This window comes from Variovorax sp. P4_D9 (genome assembly GCF_056401695.1).
In genome coordinates this window covers 1-4960 of the sequence record NZ_JBFUIU010000660.1, presented here as the reverse complement: position 1 = coordinate 4960, position 4960 = coordinate 1, and the positions used below count along the sequence as shown (strand labels likewise).

Sequence of the window (4960 nt, the reverse complement as noted above, 5' to 3'; positions counted from 1 at the left end):
GAATTTAGGGTTAACTACTAGGAAAATCGCGCCATAAGGAACCAAAATGAAAAGATTCGAAAGCGAAAGAGCACTTGTTCGCGAAGCAAATCACATCGCATTTGAAGCCACAGCCGTGAGCGCCACCGCCTCGACACCGAATGCCTTCGCCGCCGACTGCGATGTTCTCATCGTCGGCGGCGGCATCAACGGTTGCGGCATCGCGCGCGATCTCGCGGGTCGCGGCTGGCGCGTGCTGCTGTGCGAGAAGGACGACCTGGCCGCCCACACTTCGTCGTCGTCGACCAAGCTGATCCACGGCGGCCTGCGCTACCTCGAGTACTACGAGTTCTCGCTGGTGCGCAAGGCGCTGCAGGAGCGCGAGGTGCTGCTCAAGAGCGCACCGCACATCATGTGGCCGCTGCGCTTCGTGATGCCGCACGACCCGTCGATGCGCCCGGCCTGGATGATCCGCATCGGCCTATTCCTTTACGACCACCTGGCCCGGCGCGAGGTGCTGCCGGCCTCGCGCACCATCGACCTGCGCCGGCACGAGGCCGGCGCGCCGCTCAAGCCCGAGTTCAAGCGCGGCTTCGTCTATTCGGACGGCTGGGTCGACGATGCGCGGCTCGTGGTGCTGAATGCGATCGACGCCCGCGCCCGCGGCGCCGAGGTGGTGACGCGCACCCGTTGCGTGCAGGCGCAGCGCAGCGCCGACGGCTGGACTGCCGTGCTCGAGGGCCCCGACGGCCAGCGCACAGTGCGCGCCCGGGCGGTGGTGAACGCCGCCGGGCCATGGGCCGAGGCCTTCCTGCGCGGCGTGGCGCAAGCGGAGCACGGCGAGGCGCTCGCGACCCGGCACCTGCGGCTGGTCAAGGGCAGCCACATCGTGGTGCCGCGGCTGTTCGGGCACGACCACGCCTACATCTTCCAGAACCCCGACAAGCGGATCATCTTCGCGATCCCCTACCAGGACGACTTCACGCTGATCGGCACCACCGACGTCGAACTGCAAGGCGACGATCCCGGTGCCGCGCACATCGGCGAGGACGAGATCGATTACCTCTGCGCCCAGGCCAACCGCTATTTCGCCCAGCCCGTGAAGCCCTCGGACGTGGTCTGGACCTACTCCGGCGTGCGGCCGCTGCTCGACGATGCATCGGGCGACCCGTCGGCCGTGACGCGCGACTACCTGCTCGAAACCAACACCGAGGCGGCGCCGCTTCTGTCGGTCTGGGGCGGCAAGATCACCACCTTCCGCAAGCTGGCCGAGGATGCGGCCGACGAAGTGGGGCGGATGCTGGGCGAGACCCGCGCCGCCTGGACCGACGGCGCCTTCATGGCCGGCGGCGACCTGTCGGGCTGGATCGGCGCCACCACGCGCAGCGCGCGGCCCGACGACGACTTCGACCGCTTCGTGGCGGCGGTCCGGGCACGGCATTCGTGGCTCGAGGACACGCTGGCGCGCCGGCTGGCGCGGGCTTACGGCGCGCGCATCGCCGAAGTGCTCGGCGACGCCGCCTCAATGGCCGACCTGGGGCCGGCGGTGGCGCCCGGGCTGCACGAGCGCGAGCTCGACTATCTTTGCGCGCAGGAATGGGCCTGCAGCGGCGACGACGTGCTGTGGCGCCGCTCCAAGCTCGGGCTGCGATTCACGCCGCAGCAGCGCGACCAGGTCAGCGCCTGGATGCAGCGGCACGCCCGCTCGAAGGAAGCAGCTCCATGCAGTTGACACTTGACCGCGTCACCAAGAAGTCGGGTCCGCAGACCTGGCTCTATCCGCAGAGCATCGCACCGAAGAGCGGTGCGGTGACAGTCCTGCTGGGCGCCACGCAGGCCGGCAAGACCAGCCTGATGCGCCTGATGGCCGGGCTCGACACGCCGACCGAAGGGCAGGTGCGGGTCGACGGCCAGGACGTCACGGGCGTCCCGGTGCGCGAACGCAACGTGGCGATGGTCTACCAGCAGTTCATCAACTATCCGTCGCTGAAGGTGGCCGACAACATCGCCTCGCCGCTGCGGCTGCGCGGCGAGAAGAACATCGAGGCGCGGGTGCGCGAACTGGCCGACCGGCTGCACATCGGCATGTTCCTCGACCGCTATCCGGCCGAGCTCTCCGGCGGGCAGCAGCAACGGGTGGCGCTGGCCCGGGCGCTGGCCAAGAGCGCGCCGCTGATGCTGCTCGACGAGCCCCTGGTGAACCTCGACTACAAGCTGCGCGAGGGTCTGCGCGAAGAGCTCACCCAGCTGTTCGCGAGTGGCGACTCGACCGTGGTCTATGCCACCACCGAGCCCGGCGAAGCGCTGCTGCTGGGCGGCTACACGGCCGTGATGGATGCCGGCGAGCTGCTGCAGTACGGGCCGACCGCCGAGGTGTTCCACGCGCCGCTATCGCTGCGGGTGGCGCGCGCGTTCAGCGATCCGCCGATGAACCTGGTGGCCGGGCGCGTGGTGGCCGGCGGCGTACAGATCGAAGGAGGCCCGATGCTGCCGCTGGCGCTGCCGGCCGGTGTCGACGGTGCCGTCACCGTCGGCCTGCGCGCCAGYGCGCTCAACGTCGATGCGGGCGAAGGCGACCTGGCCTTGCCCGGCAAGGTCGAGCTGGCCGAGATTTCCGGATCCGACACCTTCGTCCACGTCGAGACGCTGGTCGGCGAGCTGGTGGCGCAGCTCACCGGCGTCCATCGCTTCGAGCTCGGCAAGGCGATCACCTTGTACTTCGGCGCCTCGCAGGCCTATGTGTTCGACGCCGGCGAGCGCCTGGCCCTGGCGCCGGCCTGGCGCAAGAGGGGATGACATGGCACGCATCGACCTGGACCTGGCCCATGCCTACCGCCCGAACCCGGTGGAGGACAGCGACTACGCGCTGCTGCCGCTCAAGATGAGCTTTCGCGACGGCGRCGCCTATGCGCTGCTGGGCCCCTCGGGCTGCGGCAAGACCACGATGCTCAACATCATCTCGGGCCTGCTGGCGCCGTCGAAGGGCAGTGTCAAGTTCAACGGCCGCGACGTGACGCTGGAGACCCCGCAGCAGCGCAACATCGCGCAGGTGTTCCAGTTCCCGGTGATCTACGACACCATGACCGTGGCGCAAAACCTCGCGTTCCCGCTGCGCAACCGCAACATGCCCACCGAGCAGATCCGCAGGCGCGTCGGCGAGATCGCCGAGATGCTCGACATGAGCGGTCAGCTCAACCAGCGCGCGGCCGGCCTCGCAGCCGATGCCAAGCAGAAGATTTCGCTCGGGCGCGGCCTAGTGCGCAGCGACGTCTCCGCGGTGCTCTTCGACGAGCCGCTGACCGTGATCGACCCGCACCTCAAGTGGCAGCTGCGGCGCAAGCTCAAGCAGATCCACCGCGAACTCAAGCTGACGCTGATCTACGTCACGCACGACCAGGTCGAGGCGCTGACATTCGCCGAGGAGGTGGTCGTGATGACCCGCGGCAAGGCAGTGCAGATCGGCAGCGCTGAAGCGCTGTTCGAACGGCCGGCGCATACCTTCGTGGGCCATTTCATCGGCTCGCCGGGGATGAACTTCCTGCCGGTGCAGAGCGCCGCCGGAACGATCGAGATCGCGGGCACGCGGCTGGCGTCGACCCGCGAACTGCCCGAGGGCGCGCTCAAGCTCGGCATCCGGCCCGAGTACGTGGCGCTGGTCGAGGCCAACGCGCCGGGTGCGGTGCCTGCCACCCTGACGCAGGTGCAGGACGTTGGCACCCACCTGATGCTGAGCGCCCGGGCCGGCGAGAGCGCCGTGAAGGCCCGGCTGGCATCGGATGCCACCGTGCCGGCGCCCGGCGCCACCGTCTGGCTGCAGGTGCTGGGCCGCAAGAGCTGCTTCTACCGCGACGAGGAACTGGTATGAACGGCAACAACAAACCACTGAACCAGAAGGCCTGGTGGCTGGTGCTGCCGGTGCTTCTGTGCGTCGCCTTCTCGGCCATCGTGCCCTTGATGACGGTGGTCAATTATTCGGTGCAGGACATCATCTCGCCCGAGCGCCGGGTCTTCGTCGGCACCGAGTGGTTCGCCGCCGTGATGCGCGACGATGAGCTTCATGCGGCGCTGGGGCGGCAGCTCGGTTTCTCGATCGCGGTGCTGGTGGTCGAGATCCCGCTCGGCATCTGCCTGGCGCTGTCGATGCCGGCCACCAGCTGGAAGGCCTCGGCGGTGCTGGTGGTGGTGGCGCTGTCGCTGCTGATCCCGTGGAACGTGGTCGGCACCATCTGGCAGATCTTCGGCCGCGCCGACATCGGCCTCTTCGGCTACACGCTGCAGAAGCTGGGCATCGACTACAGCTACACCGGCAACGCGCGCGATGCGTGGCTCACGGTGCTGCTGATGGATGTCTGGCACTGGACGCCGCTGGTGGCGCTGCTGTGCTTCGCCGGCCTGCGCTCGATCCCCGACGCCTACTACCAGGCGGCGCGGATCGACGGCGCCAGCAAGTTCGCGGTGTTCCGCTACATCCAGCTGCCGAAGATGCGCGGCGTGCTGGTGATCGCGGTGCTGCTGCGCTTCATGGACAGCTTCATGATCTACACCGAGCCCTTCGTGCTGACCGGCGGCGGGCCCGGCAACGCGACCACCTTCCTGAGCCAGTACCTGACGCAGAAGGCAGTCGGGCAGTTCGACCTCGGCCCGGCGGCGGCGTTCTCGCTGATCTACTTCCTGATCATCCTGCTGCTGTGCTTCGTGCTCTACAACTGGATGCTGCGCGTCGGCACCCTCGAGGTGGAGGAAGAAAAATGAACGAACGCCGCTTCCGCAAGCGCAGCGTCTTCCTGCTGCTCTACCTGGTTTTTGCGCTGCTGCCCATCTACTGGATGGTCAACATGAGCTTCAAGACCAACGAGGAGATCCTGTCGAGCTTCTCGTTCTTCCCGCAGAGCCTCACGTGGGAGAACTACAGGCGCATCTTCACCGACGAATCCTGGTATTCGGGCTACATCAACAGCCTGATCTACGTCGGCATCAACAC

The 4960-nt window shown here is 67.7% G+C and carries 4 protein-coding genes and 1 pseudogene; all 5 read left to right on the top strand.

Annotated elements, in window-relative coordinates:
• Positions 1–46 precede the first annotated feature (46 nt).
• On the top strand, positions 47–1711 hold the full coding sequence (gene glpD, locus AC1DY5_RS41930; RefSeq protein WP_478120336.1) for a glycerol-3-phosphate dehydrogenase: 1665 nt from the start codon (positions 47–49) through the stop codon (positions 1709–1711).
• Entirely contained in the window at positions 1702–2775 is a 1074-nt protein-coding gene (locus tag AC1DY5_RS41925; protein ID WP_478120335.1) for an ABC transporter ATP-binding protein, read from the top strand. The genes glpD and AC1DY5_RS41925 overlap by 10 nt, the downstream gene beginning before the upstream one ends.
• A 1-nt stretch (position 2776) precedes the next feature.
• Positions 2777–3844 carry an ABC transporter ATP-binding protein gene (locus tag AC1DY5_RS41920; RefSeq protein WP_478120334.1) on the top strand — a complete coding sequence of 356 codons (1068 nt, stop codon included), beginning with the start codon at positions 2777–2779 and terminating at the stop codon, positions 3842–3844.
• Complete coding sequence (locus AC1DY5_RS41915; RefSeq protein ID WP_478120333.1) at positions 3841–4731, top strand: carbohydrate ABC transporter permease; 891 nt, start codon at positions 3841–3843, stop codon at positions 4729–4731. The genes AC1DY5_RS41920 and AC1DY5_RS41915 overlap by 4 nt, the downstream gene beginning before the upstream one ends.
• Positions 4728–4960 (top strand): annotated as a pseudogene (locus tag AC1DY5_RS41910) (carbohydrate ABC transporter permease); the annotation flags it as partial. The gene AC1DY5_RS41915 and the pseudogene AC1DY5_RS41910, both read left to right, overlap by 4 nt.